The organism is Sinorhizobium terangae, from assembly GCF_029714365.1.
Classification (GTDB): Bacteria; Pseudomonadota; Alphaproteobacteria; order Rhizobiales; family Rhizobiaceae; genus Sinorhizobium; species Sinorhizobium terangae.
On record NZ_CP121660.1, the window covers coordinates 92,830 to 105,843 of the forward strand.

The 13,014-nt window shown below is 60.1% G+C and carries 12 protein-coding genes and 2 pseudogenes; 5 read left to right on the forward strand and 9 right to left on the reverse strand.

Annotated elements, in window-relative coordinates:
• Window positions 1–314: 314 nt before the first annotated feature.
• Together QA637_RS19145 and QA637_RS19150 are read right to left on the reverse strand one after the other, a co-directional pair.
• Complete coding sequence (locus QA637_RS19145; protein WP_283066266.1) at window positions 315–2,516, reverse strand: amylo-alpha-1,6-glucosidase; 2,202 nt, start codon at window positions 2,514–2,516, stop codon at window positions 315–317.
• Between the two features lie 19 nt (window positions 2,517–2,535).
• Window positions 2,536–3,636 carry a glycosyltransferase family 4 protein gene (locus tag QA637_RS19150; RefSeq protein ID WP_153441342.1) on the reverse strand — a complete coding sequence of 367 codons (1,101 nt, stop codon included), beginning with the start codon at window positions 3,634–3,636 and terminating at the stop codon, window positions 2,536–2,538.
• Between the two features lie 478 nt (window positions 3,637–4,114).
• Here QA637_RS19150 and QA637_RS19155 point away from each other — a divergent pair, with 478 nt between their 5' ends.
• Together QA637_RS19155 and QA637_RS19160 are read left to right on the forward strand one after the other, a co-directional pair.
• Window positions 4,115–4,531, forward strand: a complete 417-nt coding sequence (locus QA637_RS19155; protein ID WP_153441343.1) for a DUF6766 family protein — start codon at window positions 4,115–4,117, stop codon at window positions 4,529–4,531.
• 279 nt (window positions 4,532–4,810) lie between these two features.
• Window positions 4,811–5,203 carry a hypothetical protein gene (locus tag QA637_RS19160; protein WP_283066269.1) on the forward strand — a complete coding sequence of 131 codons (393 nt, stop codon included), beginning with the start codon at window positions 4,811–4,813 and terminating at the stop codon, window positions 5,201–5,203.
• A gap of 317 nt (window positions 5,204–5,520) precedes the next feature.
• Here the strand turns inward: QA637_RS19160 and QA637_RS19165 are convergent, their stop codons facing one another.
• The 6 genes and pseudogenes from QA637_RS19165 to QA637_RS19190 form a co-directional block, all read right to left on the reverse strand.
• On the reverse strand, window positions 5,521–6,102 hold the full coding sequence (locus QA637_RS19165) for a DUF4142 domain-containing protein (RefSeq protein ID WP_153441344.1): 582 nt from the start codon (window positions 6,100–6,102) through the stop codon (window positions 5,521–5,523).
• 19 nt (window positions 6,103–6,121) lie between these two features.
• Window positions 6,122–7,525: a cytochrome B6 gene (locus tag QA637_RS19170; protein ID WP_153441345.1), complete on the reverse strand. Its 1,404-nt coding sequence runs from the start codon at window positions 7,523–7,525 to the stop codon at window positions 6,122–6,124.
• 102 nt (window positions 7,526–7,627) lie between these two features.
• Window positions 7,628–8,104, reverse strand: a complete 477-nt coding sequence (locus QA637_RS19175) for a DUF2269 family protein (protein ID WP_283066272.1) — start codon at window positions 8,102–8,104, stop codon at window positions 7,628–7,630.
• Complete coding sequence (locus QA637_RS19180; protein WP_283066273.1) at window positions 8,104–9,393, reverse strand: SDR family oxidoreductase; 1,290 nt, start codon at window positions 9,391–9,393, stop codon at window positions 8,104–8,106. Before QA637_RS19180 ends, QA637_RS19175 begins: the two co-directional genes overlap by 1 nt.
• A gap of 309 nt (window positions 9,394–9,702) precedes the next feature.
• On the reverse strand, window positions 9,703–9,885 hold the full coding sequence (locus tag QA637_RS19185; protein WP_153441348.1) for a hypothetical protein: 183 nt from the start codon (window positions 9,883–9,885) through the stop codon (window positions 9,703–9,705).
• Between the two features lie 81 nt (window positions 9,886–9,966).
• Window positions 9,967–10,230: pseudogene (locus QA637_RS19190) on the reverse strand (hypothetical protein); the annotation flags it as partial.
• Window positions 10,231–10,757: 527 nt separating this feature from the next.
• On the opposite strand from QA637_RS19190, the pseudogene QA637_RS31005 reads away from it, so the two are divergent.
• Window positions 10,758–11,126, forward strand: a pseudogene (locus QA637_RS31005) (ATP-binding protein); the annotation flags it as partial.
• A gap of 210 nt (window positions 11,127–11,336) precedes the next feature.
• Here QA637_RS31005 and QA637_RS31010 read toward each other — a convergent pair.
• A complete protein-coding gene (locus tag QA637_RS31010) occupies window positions 11,337–11,771 on the reverse strand; it encodes a DUF892 family protein (protein ID WP_428843155.1) in 435 nt (144 codons plus the stop codon).
• Window positions 11,772–12,136: 365 nt separating this feature from the next.
• Here QA637_RS31010 and QA637_RS19200 point away from each other — a divergent pair, with 365 nt between their 5' ends.
• Window positions 12,137–12,493, forward strand: a complete 357-nt coding sequence (locus QA637_RS19200) for a low affinity iron permease family protein (protein ID WP_184108490.1) — start codon at window positions 12,137–12,139, stop codon at window positions 12,491–12,493.
• A gap of 121 nt (window positions 12,494–12,614) precedes the next feature.
• Window positions 12,615–12,788 carry a DUF3606 domain-containing protein gene (locus tag QA637_RS19205; protein ID WP_153441349.1) on the forward strand — a complete coding sequence of 58 codons (174 nt, stop codon included), beginning with the start codon at window positions 12,615–12,617 and terminating at the stop codon, window positions 12,786–12,788.
• Window positions 12,789–13,014 lie beyond the last annotated feature (226 nt).

Here is a 13,014-nt window from a genome sequence, read left to right on the forward strand (position 1 = left end):
GAGCGCTGCACGCGCCTCCTCCATGTCCATCGAGCCGGATATACCGGGTGTTTTCGCCTCAGCGGCGCGGTGCGGCAGGTTTTAACGGACCGTCGGCGAAGACGTGAACACGCTCGGTATCGATGATGAACGCTCCATGTCCGAAATCGAACGAAGCCCGCCTATAGGGCGCCGTACCTCGCGAGGATGAGCGGCCGCGACCCGCACGAGAGGGGCCACCGTGCGGCGCCGCCGCAGGAGCCGCTCTTCGACCTGCAGTCGGCGTATCCGGGGAGGCAGCAACCTTGTTGAACATGCGAGGAGGCGCTGTACGCCTAGTGTGTGGTCGCTACTCTCACTCGTCCCGACCGTTCAAGAACGTCGACGACGACCTGGGATCTGGAGCGGCGCAGCGCGATGTCGACGAGTCCTGAACCGGTCCGCAGGCGTCGCAGCACGACCTCGTCGAGAAAGCGCGGCAGCGTCGGCTCGTTCAACGTGACATGCCCCTTAGCGGGATCGAAGCCGAGGCCGATCATTGACTGAAGCAGATAAAGCGGCGCCGCTGCCGCCCAGGCCTGAGGTATGCAGGAAACCGGATAGAACGTCGGACCACGGGCACGCCGGCGTGGGAAGCCGCAGAAGAGTTCGGGCAGACGTCTGAGGTCGATGTAGGTCGATGCCGAAAACAGCCCCTCGAAGAGGCTGGCCGCTTCGGCACGGAAGCCATAACGCACGAAACCCGACGCAATCAGCGCGTTGTCGTGGGGCCAGACGGAGCCGTTGTGGTAGCTCATCGGATTGTAGCGCGCCTCCGAGGTGGCAATCGTGCGCACACCCCAGCCGCAGAAGGAAGATTGCGCCATCAGTGTCGAGACGACTTTGTCGGCGCGTTCCGGCAGCGCGATACCGGTGAAAAGTGCATGTCCGGCGTTGGAGGAGCGGACGCGGCAGGGCTTCTTCTCGCCGTCGAGGGCCAGCACATAGGTTGCAAGTTGCTCGTCAAAGAAAGCATCGTCGAAGCGGGTGCGGATATCTTCCGCTCGTCGTTCAAACCGCAACCCATCGTCGACATGGCCGAGCTTCCGCGACAGGCGAGCGGCCGCCTGCCAGGCGCCGAAGACATAAGCTTGTACCTCGGCAAGCGCGATCGGCCCCTCGGCCAATCTCCCGTCGGAATGAAAGATCGAATCGTGGCTGTCTTTCCAGCCTTGATTGACCAAGCCCTTCGCGCTCCGGCTTCCGTACTCGACGAAGCCGTCCGAGTCGCGATCGCCGTAACGTTCAATCCAGTCGAGTGCCGCCACCACGTGTGGCCAGAGCTTCCGGGCCGTCTGCAGATCGTCGGTGCGATCGAGGTAGGCGCCGGCGAGCATGATGAAGAGCGGTGTCGAATCGATGCTGCCGTAATAGCGCCGGAAGGGCACCTCGCCCAGCTCCGCCATTTCGCCATAGCGCATCTCATGTAGGATCTTCCCCGGCTCCGCATCGGCGGTAGGATCGAACTGGGTTGCCTGATTGGCCGCGAGATGGTTGAGCACGCCTTTGGCGATTTCGGGATCCAGCCACAGCGTCTCCAGCGCGGTGATGAGAGCATCGCGGCCGAAGGCCGTGCTGAACCAAGGGATGCCAGCGTAAGGGTAAGGACCTTCGGGTGTCTCCGTGATCAACATGTAGAGATCGGCGACGCTGCGCCTGATGGCTTCGTTGAAGGCCGCATTGGAGGTGACGATAGCGGTGGCGCGCGAGGACGAATAGCGTAGCGCCCGCCTTGCATCGCGAAGCGCGAGAAAAAAGGTGAGGGCCGGAGAGTTCCGGTGCTCCTGGCGGGCATTGCAGATGATCTCGATGAAGATTGATTGCGCCTGGTGAGGCGCCAGTTCGACGACGAAGCTCGCCTCGCGTCCGGAGAGGGCATTCGGCTGCGGGTCGAAACGGAGGAGCGTGCTGCGGGTCCGACCGTCGAGGCCGTCATAGGCCAACAAGACCCGATCGTTGCCGACCAGCGGACTATGATGCATGCCGCGGCGCTGGCGCGGCGTGCCGCGCACTTCGAAGAGGTCGGCGAAATCGGCGGCGAACACTATCTCGACCTTGAGCGTCCTCGGCACGTCATCGTAATTGCGAAGCATGAGGCGCTCGTAACATGCCTCCTGCCACAGAAAGCGGGTGCGCCGCGCATGAATGAGGTCGTGCATCAACACCTCGCCGTCACCAAGCACCAGACGCGGATTGGTGAGATCACAGTCGAGCGTGGCGTTATCGTCCCGCAAGGTAGAACTCAGCAACAGTGGCCGAGCGCCGTTCAACGACAGTAAGAATTGCGAGAGATGGCGTGTGTCGCGGTGAAAGATTCCCTCTGGGTTGGCCGGAGAGGAGAACGCATCACCGAGATAGTCGAACACGGCGAAGGTGTCGCCATGCTTTAAAGATCTCGAGCTCCGCTCGTACCGCGAGACTGCTGCAGGCACGAGATTGTCGGCAATTATTTCGCCTGGACCGGCTTCCGCCGGTCCCCCATAGATATCGGCTGCCATAGGTTCGGTCTCCGTTACATCAGACGACCTCGGTCAAATCACTGCCAAACCCGCTGTCGCTGATAGCGGGAATCGACATGACCTTTTGACGTCCGCCCGCCAGGCCGCGATAGATTTCAAGATAGTCGCTTGCCATGCGCTGCGCAGTGAAGCGCTCCTCGAAGGTCGCCCGAACAGCGCGGCGATCGATGCGGTCGAGGCTTTGGACCGCCTTCACCGCTTCCTCCATGCTGTCGATGACGAAGCCTGAAACGCCGTCATCGATGATTTCCGGCACGGAGCCGCAGCGGAAGGCGATCACCGGCGTGCCGCAGGCCATAGCTTCGATCATCACCAGGCCGAAGGGTTCCGGCCAGTCGATCGGGAAGAGAAGAGCGCGCGCATTTCCGAGAAATTCAGCCTTCTGCTGCTCGTTAATCTCTCCGATGAATTCGGCATTCGCAGACCGTTGCACCAGCGGTTCGACTTCACTGCGCCAATAGTGCTCGTCTACCTTGTCGATCTTGGCGGCGATCCTGAGCGGCAGATTGACCCGATCAGCGATTTCGATCGCGCGGTCGGGCCGCTTTTCGGGTGAGACGCGGCCAAGAAAGGCGAGATAATTGCCCTTCGGATGACTGTTGAACGGCAGGACGTCCGGTGGCAGTCCGTGGTGCACCGTGCCGACCCAGTTGACCGGCGGCATAGGTTTTCGCTGGTCGTCCGAGATCGAAACCAGCGGGACATCGGGGAAGACGTCGTAGAACGGCTTGAGGTCGGGGAGATCGAGCCGCCCATGCAGCGTTGTCAGCGTCTTGTGGGCGAAGCTGCGAACGACCGGGAAGTGCAGTAGGTCAATGTGAAAGTGCAGGATATTGAAACTCTTCGCTAGCCGGCGCACCTGTTCAATCATCATCACGTGATAGGGGATCGGATCCTGGATGGCAGGGTTCAACCTCAACGCCGTTCTCGAGCAAGATATGAGCTTCGCCGATGTCATCGAGTCGCCGCTCGCGAACAGTGTGACCTCGTGCCCTTGTCGAACGAGCTCTTCCGTCAAATGGTGGACGACCCGCTCGGCTCCGCCGTAGAGCTTCGGCGGGACGCTTTCGAACAGCGGCGCAATCTGGGCGATCTTCATGAACAAACCTAAGTTCAAGCGATGAACAACACCGGGCCAAGATTGCCGATGCGGAGAAGCGGGCATTCTGTTGGCTCCGGAACCTCCCCCCAATCGCTGCGCCGCCGCAATGTTCCGCCGCGAAAGGGCTCTTGGCAGGATTGTGTTTCCGACGTGAAGTGGGACAGCTACAACCTTACAGTTCACATTGAGCCCGGCCGGAACACTATCATCACGCGCGGCGGCATGACTGGAGTGACCGTTCACCTCGACCGCTGACGATGCGCGGCGGCTTTGCTGTGGAAACGCCATCCTCGACGGCGAGGACGATCCGGCGGAGCAGGCCGCGTCCGCTCACGGGTTTCCGGCCACGAGCGCCACCGAAGGAACAAAGCCGTTCCGGCAACGTTCGATCTATTACGGTTTCACCGGTTCACAGTCATATTCTTGCGGCTCCAGGCCGAAGACGACGTTTGAGAGCGGAAAGGGAACCTTATCGATGAGCGAGCCAAAATCGCACTCGATCTGGCGGTCGTACAGTTACGCGTGGATTACGCTAGCCTTCTTTATTCTGACCATCGTCGGCCACTGGATATTCGGCTGGTTTGCTTATGTCGACGAGCAGACCGCCCTTGGTCAGCCGGCAGATACCAGCGGTTACCTCATAGAGATGTCGCGCGATACGCTCGAAAATTGGCAGTCGGAATTCCTGCAGTTGCTCTGGCAGGTCGGTGGTTTGGCTTTCTTGCTGTTCGTCGGCTCTCCGCAATCCAAGGAGGGCTCCGATCGGGTGGAGGCGAAAGTAGACGAGCTTCTCAGGCTAGTCGACGAAGAGAAGGGAGAGGCTCTGATTCACGAACTGGACGAACAGTACGGCGGCCGGCATACCGACAAACCGCATCAGCACCGGGGGTAGGCCGCCGGGAGCTCCGACAGAACAAGACGAGCCTGTCCCACGCAGGTGCGATCCCCTCCAATCAGCACCATTTCGGGGTTCACCGCCGTGCACGGCTGCCCGCTGGACCGCTGAGCCAACCCCAGTGATGATTGATTGCACTCCCACCGAGCACGTTCCAAAACAATCAGATCTCGTCGCGGATGTTCACTGTGCGCCCTGACGCAAGGTCCGGACGCGGCGGACCGGGGGAACTTCACGGCCGCTCAAAGATTGGGTGAGCCTTACGGAGATGAAAGAATGCGCGATAAACTGCGGACCTCCCGTGCCGGTCCGGGCGGCAAACACGGCGTCAGCCGGGCGACGCTGCTGCTGCTGCGGCAGCGTCCAAGCTGGCAGGAAACGGCACTGGCGGCGGTCGTAACCGGCACGGTGACCAGTATAGTGACAACCGTCGCGCTGGCATTGCTTGCAAGATCGGAAGGGAAGAGCATCTTCCAGCCGACGAATGCGACCAGTCACTGGATGTATGGCGACGCTGCCGGGAGTGTCAGGTCCGCAGACGCGAGGCACACGCTGTTCGGCTACTGCACGCATCACGTGTCCGCCATTTTCTGGGCTGTACCGTTTCAAGTATGGCTGGCGGCCGGCCATTCGAGGGCTCCATCGATTGTGACCCGAAAGCCGCGCTAATCGCCGCAACCGCGGCCTTGATTGACTATGGCTTCGTGCCAAAGCGGTTGACCCCTGGATGGGAGACGGCCATTTCGAAGCGGTCGATCGGGCGACGTTTATTGCGATGGCGCTCGGTCTGGCACTAGGCGGAACGATTTCGCCGGAAGTGCAACGTCGAGGCGAGCGGACGAGAATCTCTGGTCAAGGGGAGGGGCCTTGGCATGCGGCGTGGCTCGCTTCGGCTTTAAAGGCGTCACCCGCACTCGTGCGGCCGACTTTCCGACGCCACAGTGACCTATGAGCGGGCTGACGTACCGACCAGCGTGGAGTAACAACTACTGGGTCACGACACCGGCAAGCTCGTCATGTATGTTCCGGGCCATTTCAAGATGCAGCAAGACGCGAGGCAGGATCTCTGCGGCGTATCTCTGCAGCTCAGCGTCCTCGCCGGAGGATATCTCCCACTGCAGGAGGTGCGACGCCTTTTGGTGGTCGACGATCTGGGCCTTGATATAGGCGAGGTCGAACGCCTTGCCATTGAGCGACTGCAGTCTTTTCCTGATCGCGGCGTGCTCGGCGTCCAGCTTCTCGGGCAGGGGCATCTTCGACGCTTCCGCGAGCTGCTTGAGCCGGTCGTTCGCGGTGCCATGATCGGTGACCATGCGGTTTGCGAACTCCTTGACAGCTTCGGTCTCGGTCTTGCCGGCCGCCAGTTTCCCGAGCTCGACCTCTGCCATTCCGCCTGCTGCCGCCAGCCGGGCGAACAAGCGATCCTGGTTGTTCGTCTGGTGGAGCGCCGGAACGCCGGGCTTAGCCATCCGCGTATCGGCATCCAGCCCCGCCGGGTTGCCGATCTGGGCGGCGGCGGGCACGGCGAGAAGGGCGGTAGCAAGGTAACAACCTGCAAAGCGGGACATCATCTCCTCCTCGGCTCGGCTAGAGCGTCAGCAAATAGGCCACCAGTGCGTCTTTTTCCTGCTGGCTCAGCTTCACGCCAAGCACGAGGTTGAAGAACTCCACCGTGTCCGCCAACGTCATAAGGCGACCGTCGTGCAGATATGGCGGCGTGTCTTTGATACCGCGAAGCGTGAAGGTCTTGATCGGTCCGTCCGGTATGGCGACGAAATCGTTGATGGTCCGGCCAACGTCGTAGAAGCGCTCCAGTTTGAGGTCATGCATGTTGTTGTCCATGAATGACGTCTGCGGGATGTGGCAATCCGCGCATCTACCCTTCCCGAGAAAGACCTTTTCACCTTCGAGTTCCCGATCGGTGGCACGTGCCCGATCGAGGCGTCCGAACATGTCCAGCTTGGGAGCCGGCGGAAAATTAATAATGTTTTGCATCTGCGCCATCATCGCAACTTGGTTGGTCCTATCAGGTAAGTTGGCCCCCTTGCGCGTTGCGCTGACGTGATCGCCATTGAAATACGCGGTGCGCTGCTCGAACTCAGTGAAATCCTCCACCGACCGCAGCGACCGTTTTGAACCGTGAATTTGCTGGTTGAACATGCCGCGCAGACTTGTCGTGTCCAGGCGGAAGCGGGAAGCCTGCGGCCGGATGTCCGGCGTCAAGTGGAACGCACCGTTGGTGCTGAAATTGGCATGGCAATCAAGGCAGGCGACTCCAAGACTTTGCCCTGCCACCTTCCGATCTTCGGTCTGGTTGAATTCCTCTTGCGGGAAAGGTGTGAGCAGCAATCTCAGCCCCTCCATCTGCACAGGGGTGATGATCCCGTTCAAGAGCTCGTAGTGGTTCTTGATCGTCAGCAACTGACCCCGCGAAACGTCACCGAGCTCGGGATGCGTGGTCAGGAAGATAGGCGGCGGGAACTCCGGTGTCATATGATCGGGAAGATCGAAATCAACGTCGAAGCGGCGGAGGTCGCGCGCCTCCTGTCTGTTGATCTCTTCGATCTGCCGGTTCGGAAAGACCTGACCGCCGGTTGCCTGCTTCACATGCGGTAGAGGCATGAAGCCCTCCGGCAGCAATCTCTTCTCGCGGATTTCCTGGGGCGTCATCGACGCAAGAGAATCCCAGCTCACCCCGTCGGGCAACTTCACTCTGACGCCAGACTGGACGGGCCGGGTGCCTCCCGACATCATTGCGCCTTCCTCGGGACGGTTCGAGAGATCGTAACGCCGGTTCAGCGTGTCGAGCTGCCTCTGCATCACGGCTGACTTCTGCGCCTCATCGATCTCCTTCACCTGCGAAAACGGCAGTGTGGCGAGCGGCCGGTAGGTGAGATCGGGCGGCAAGGGGTCCGAATTGGCCTCCAAGCTATAGACTACGGCTCCGAGTGCCGCAGCACCGACCACCGTCAGCGTCGAGATCTTGGGCATGACACTGTCCTCCTGCGTCGGAACCGGTGCTTGACGATGAATGAAGTCCCCCAAACTTTCCGGCGTAAGGAATGTTCCAAAGGATGTGAGGCCAAGAGTTCGCTATCCCAAGGTGATCGCCGGTCGCGTTATCATGAGCCAGAAAATCGCGAGAACCGCCCCAAACGCCGGAAAGCCGAAGGCGAACCACAAGCGGAAAAGCTGGTGATAGCGTTTTGGCAAGGGTTCGTTGCCTTTGTGCGCCGTTTCCGCGAGCCGGCGCATTTGCATCTGCATCCGGACAACCGGCAACCAGAACGCGCCCGTCACGACATACAAAAGCAGCGAAAGCAGAATCCATCCCTCCGTCAAGGCGTAGCCGACATGCCAGGCAAGGGCGACGCCCGTGATCGGTTGCACGATGACGGCGGTTGCTGTGAAGAGGAAGTCGGCCACAACGACGATGCGGGCAACGGCAGCAATGACCTCTGCGCGGCCGGTGCGATGGGCGAGCAGCATGAAGAACGCGATACCGGCACCCGTGCCCAGCAGGACTGAGGCACCGATGAGGTGCAGATACTTGAGCAAGAAATAAAGCATCACCGCTCCTTGAGGATCGCCAGGGCGGCGAAGTGTAGCGCCAGGATCGGGAAGATTTTCGTGAGGGGTCCAAGCGGTTCATTCCACAACTCGGGGAGCAGGACCGTTCCAGCGAGCGCGTAAAAGACCGACAAGCCGACCGCTCCATAGAGTCCGATCCGGCTGGTTCTACGAATGGCGATCGCGAGCCCTACAATGATGTCCGCGAGCGCCCCGGCAACGACGCTCGGCTCTGATAGCATACCGGCTCCGGTCCGTCGCATCAGATCGACGCCGATGCCGTATCCGGAGGTAAGGGAGACAATGCCTGTACTGGCCCAGAACAGCGACAGGATAACGAAGATGATGGGTTTCAAGAGGTAGAGCTTCGCGAACCAACGTTCCTGGACAGACACCGGCGTTCTCGCGAGTGCTTCGGACAATGCCAGTGGCTGAATTTGCGTTGTCTCGAGCCAGAGCCGATTATTGCCAACGGCCCCGCGCGCAATCTCTTTTTGCGCCGTACTTCTCGTCGGCGGACGCCAGCCCAGAGCTCCGGCGAAGTCGCTAAACCCATAGATGAGCTCGGCCAGAAGGTGAGGCACCCTGATTACTCGAGCAGGCGGCCAACCAAACCAACGCCGGTAGGTGCCTACAACGTCCTCAAAGGACAGGACCTCCGGACCGGCGAGTTCCAGCACGAGGCGCTTGGGAGCATCCGGACTGAGGAATATTTCGACCGTTTGCACCACATCTTCCAGGCGCACGACCTGAAGCAGCCCGGTGTTCGGCATGAGTGGCAAGACTGGCAAAGCCGCCAACCCCCTGAAGAGGGCACTGGCTCCATAGGCGCCGGGACCGAGCACCACCGAGGGGCGCAGGATGACCCAGTCCAGATCTCGTGCCATCAATTCCTTGTCGCCTTCGAGCTTCGTCTGCGAAAAGGACGAGGGCTGTTCCTTTTCGACTCCCATCGCAGAGAAGTGGATTACGCGGTGCACACCTGCCTGTTCACAGGCTCTAAATAGAGCCGCCGGGCCGCGTTCGTGAACGCCGGACGTATTCTCGCCGGGACCGTCTTGTAGTGTGCCTGCGCAGTACACCACCGCTGCAATCCCTGACAAATGAGGTAGCCAGGCTGCCGGCTCGCCGGCCTGTGCAACATCGAGTTCGACGACATTCCCACCTGCTTCAGCCGCCAGCGCAGAGCCAGGCCGAATTACGCGCACGATTTTCATGCCGCGTTCGGAGAGCATTGCGCATACCGCTGAGCCGATCAGGCCGGAAGCGCCTACCACAAGCACTCTCATGGTTCGTCCTTCGATATATCTGCTACGACAACGGCTTCGCGCGAGCGAGGTTCTGATCGTCTCCTGCAGTCAGGACGGGTTGTTCTTGTCGCCGGCAGCGTTCGGCGGCTCTTTGTCGATCGTCCTTACACCATCATGAACTGACCACCAATGCCGTAAAGCATGGTGTCGGTCGGGAGACCGCAACATAGCGGAGTTTATGTATGCCCCACGGCCGAGGACGTTGAGCGCAATCACGCAGGAGATTGGGCGACGAACACACCTTCGAGTTATGCTATCGCGATCTGAGGCATTGTGCGCTCGCGCGGACTACATCGGCCCACCGGTAACCGGATTAACTTTCGGCTTTTCGCTCGTGTCCTTAGCGCCGGGAGGCTGGACCGTCGGTGGTGCAATCGACTCCTCGTCCGGATGCTTCTTGCGATCCGCAGGTTGACGGACGTCTTTCGGCTTCGCCTGCTCAGGCTTTGCATTGGTGTCTTTCGTTGCCATTGAGCATCTCCTTCGGAAGAAAGAACGGCGTCGGGAGCTTGGCGGTTCCGGCAGGAAGGGGCTCCACCCGCTAGCCCCTCTTTCCAACACAACCTTCAACGTTCTTATGGGTCGGCCGCATACAAGAGTGCGTCTCTGACTTTAGGCTATCGGCGCGCCGCGGCAACCTGCAGATCGACAACGACATTCTTCGTCCGGTTGCTGCCCGAGATCCCGTTCTCCTCGCGCATGTCGCGTATCGGCGATCGACCGATTGAGCAGCCCTTTGATCTCGAACGTGGTCAGCCTGTCCGCTTCGTTGGCGGCACTGATTAGCTCGGCAATGAAGGCGGTCGTAAGGCTCATGCGCTTATCCTACCGGGATAAATCAACAGTCGAACGGCAATTCAGGAACGTCTTCGCCATCATGGATGAAGGCCGCCGGCACGGAGGCGGCCTCGCGTTACTTCCGGAGCGATGCTGATTCCGCCTCGCTCCGCGCAGGTCAGCACGGGCGTTGATGGCGTCGCCGCCTCCGTGCGCGAGGCAGTCTACGGGTGACCGGCATCGACAACGCTCTCCAGCATCGACCGCACCTGCTTGGCCATCTCTAAAAGCGTTAGATTGCCGAGCGCCATAGCGGCGACACGACCGATGGCGGCGACCTAATCTTGCTGCGTGTTTCAGTAAGTCCCGGACACCGATTTCAGTAACTCGCGGATGGCGATTCCGCTAAATCCCGGACAGTTTCCGGGGCGGATTTTACGGCCGGTTCTCGGCTGCGCCGTTTTGGCAATGTGGCGTCTCACGAAGACATTGAGAGGCGCCATGCCAAGACGGAAGCAAGCGAGACGAACGAGCGTGAGAGACATCCGGACGATCCTGCGCCTGACCCACGGCTCTTCGAGGACCTAGCGCTCGCCCGCCTTAATGGCCGCTACCCCCGCCTCACCGACAAGCTCACGCGCGTGCAATTGCTCATTCTCGACGACTTTGGAACCCACAACCTCACCGACCAATAGCGCTTCCATCTGTCCGAAATCATCGAGGAACGCTATCGGCGCAAATCCACCCTGATCACCGCCCAGGTTCCGGTGGCCAGATGGCATGACCTGATCGCAGACCCCACCGTCGCCGACGCCATTCTCGATAGGATCGTTCACAACGCCCACCGCATCACCCTCCGGGGCGACAGCATGCGAAAGCAAAAAGCGCCCCCGCTCTTGACCGGCGGCGAAAACGACGAAATCAATCACTCATGAAGACAACCAGGCACCCGAGGACCACCGCCACCAAACTGTCCGCGACTTAGTGAAACGAATGTCCGCGACTTAGCGGAATCCCTGTCCGGCTTTTGCGAACGCAGCTCGAAACTGCGAAACAGTTCACAGAGGCTGACGCAGCCGCAAAGCAGCCTACATGAGGATGCTTCACGCGGCATTTCGCCCCTGTGCTTTTTCTTTATCGCTAATCTACCTAGGGGGGCTGACCGGCGCGCTGAATCTTTTTCGAACGACCATATCCCGACTGGGGACATCCTTGGCGGTGGAGGCGTCAAGCTGCTGGAGGCATTGCTCAAGCATAGCGACGTGGTCGCACTTTGCCTGCACATGAGCAGCGATCCGGGCCCTGAGCTCAGGATAATCTTCAAGCCGCCCGGATTGTTTTGTTAGCAAGATGATCGGCCATTCACACCTGAGGACGGCATCGTAGCATGCCTCCGCTTCGAGCGCCGCCGCCCTTGCGGAATCGGCCTGGCCGTTCGGTGGCATCCAGGTGTTGGCGTTTTTGCCCAATTCCAGGTCATGTACCAATCCCACCATCCCATGTGGTACCAGCGGATGTGCGATATGTCGGCTGCCGTCGTACCCGGAAAAGTGTTTCGGGACGTCTGGCCATGCCGCCATTGGTATTTGGGTTTGGGTTCTTCAGACATGCCTATTCCCTCCTCGGTTGAGGTTGCCGATATCCCGCATGTCGTGGAGGAGCGACCGCACTGCGCCGTCGGTGTTTCTGATATGTTCCCGTTCTCGATAATGTCAATGCGGTTCTTGGCGGACGTCTGCATCCAGATGAGAGTGCGCCCGTCGGAGGGACTGAGGGCCGCTGCCGGCCATTCGACGGCTTCAGGAAGCTATGACCAGTTCTATGGCATCATCAACGGACATAGCGGCCACCGCGCTTGGCGCGCAGTCGCGACGCGAACACCCAGCCGAACCAGATCTGGCATTGGCGCGTTATTGAGAGCAACGCTTTTGCGGGAGAACTGATAGTGAATCATTTTCTTTTTGGAATGGCTGATTTTCTTTCTCGCCCTCCCGGCTTCTATTTCGTGATTCTGGCAATGGTTGTCAGCACAGCATTGGTGCCTTTCGGGCTCACGGGCGTCGTCACTTATGCTCTGTCAGTGGCGGCAATAGTGATCACCAGCGTTGTTTTGATCCAAGGCTATCGCGACACGGCGGCAATTCACGCCAAGCTGGACGAGATCATTGTGTCACTGCGTGAGACCCGGAACGGGGTAGTCGGGCTCGAGCACGAACAGCCAGAGCATATCGAGGCGGCAGTCGAGCAGCTCGAAGCGGAAGCGAACGGGCAAACAAGAGCCAGTCGGGAGACCATTTCATAACGGAGTGATCGTTGCTCCGGGCGTTTACCGCCGCGATCGCCATCGCGAGCCCACGAGCCTTCGAGATCTTGCCGCGGACGAACCGGGTCCTATCCTTCATCAATAAAGTCGGAGGAAGGAAATGGCAGACGATCCGAAGAAGAAAGGCCGCGACCGATCGCGTGTTTCCACCCAGGAGCATGAGGTGGCGTACATCGTTAAGACGGCCAAAGTGACACGGCAGAAGGCGCTCGAGGCGATCCGTGAAGCCGGGCCGAGCCGTGAGAAGGTGATGGGCTACCTTGCGAAGAAGTAGCGCAGCCATCAGGTGGTGATCCACCGGGAGGCGAATATCGCCACCAGTGACATCTCCTTTGGTATGAAGTCCCACGGCCGATGTCCCGAGCAAAGCGATGGCAGTAACCGGGCTCGGCAGGCCAAGACCCGCCGAGCCTTTTGCTTTAGTGAACCGCTTTGGTGCCAGATCTGCCAGATCTGCGATGGTCTTTCTGACCTGCTTGGGCCGGTCAGCTTTTATATGG

Bases quoted from the DNA above. Each gene is read 5' to 3' on its own strand.
- QA637_RS19145 (WP_283066266.1), bottom strand. From the start codon at position 2,516: ATGGCAGCCGATATCTATGGGGGACCGGCGGAAGCCGGTCCAGGCGAA.
- QA637_RS19150 (WP_153441342.1), bottom strand. From the start codon at position 3,636: ATGAAGATCGCCCAGATTGCGCCGCTGTTCGAAAGCGTCCCGCCGAAG.
- QA637_RS19155 (WP_153441343.1), top strand. From the start codon at position 4,115: ATGAGCGAGCCAAAATCGCACTCGATCTGGCGGTCGTACAGTTACGCG.
- QA637_RS19160 (WP_283066269.1), top strand. From the start codon at position 4,811: ATGCGCGATAAACTGCGGACCTCCCGTGCCGGTCCGGGCGGCAAACAC.
- QA637_RS19165 (WP_153441344.1), bottom strand. From the start codon at position 6,102: ATGTCCCGCTTTGCAGGTTGTTACCTTGCTACCGCCCTTCTCGCCGTG.
- QA637_RS19170 (WP_153441345.1), bottom strand. From the start codon at position 7,525: ATGCCCAAGATCTCGACGCTGACGGTGGTCGGTGCTGCGGCACTCGGA.
- QA637_RS19175 (WP_283066272.1), bottom strand. From the start codon at position 8,104: ATGCTTTATTTCTTGCTCAAGTATCTGCACCTCATCGGTGCCTCAGTC.
- QA637_RS19180 (WP_283066273.1), bottom strand. From the start codon at position 9,393: ATGAGAGTGCTTGTGGTAGGCGCTTCCGGCCTGATCGGCTCAGCGGTA.
- QA637_RS19185 (WP_153441348.1), bottom strand. From the start codon at position 9,885: ATGGCAACGAAAGACACCAATGCAAAGCCTGAGCAGGCGAAGCCGAAA.
- QA637_RS31010 (WP_428843155.1), bottom strand. From the start codon at position 11,771: ATGGCGGCATGGCCAGACGTCCCGAAACACTTTTCCGGGTACGACGGC.
- QA637_RS19205 (WP_153441349.1), top strand. From the start codon at position 12,615: ATGGCAGACGATCCGAAGAAGAAAGGCCGCGACCGATCGCGTGTTTCC.